The 285-nt window shown below is 62.5% G+C and carries 1 protein-coding gene; it reads right to left on the bottom strand.

The window, feature by feature from the left end:
- Positions 1-285, bottom strand: a 285-nt coding sequence (locus tag ACPYOM_RS22295; RefSeq protein WP_481347635.1) for a BRCT domain-containing protein, incomplete at both ends; no start/stop codon positions are given.

The raw sequence follows: 285 nt of genomic DNA, 5'->3' as shown, positions 1-285 counted from the left end.
GCTTCAGGATCAGCGTCCGTCGTGGCCGGCCCGTTTGCCAGCAGCTCACGGAAACCGTCCTCATCCAGGACAGGAACGCCCAACTGCTCGGCCTTGTCCAGTTTGGTGCCGGCACTCTCACCGGCCACCAGATAGCTGGTGTTTTTGGACACGGATCCGGAGGCTTTGCCGCCGCGGATAATGATGGCTTCCTTGGCCTCATCCCGGCTGAAGTTGGGCAGGGTTCCGGTGACGACAACCGTGAGGCCCTCAAGGGTCCGCGGCATTGAAGTGTCCCGCTCATCC

This window comes from Monashia sp. HAY1-2A, from assembly GCF_056755315.1.
Note: the sequence above shows the minus strand (reverse complement) of the source record. Positions and strands in the feature narration are given on the sequence as shown.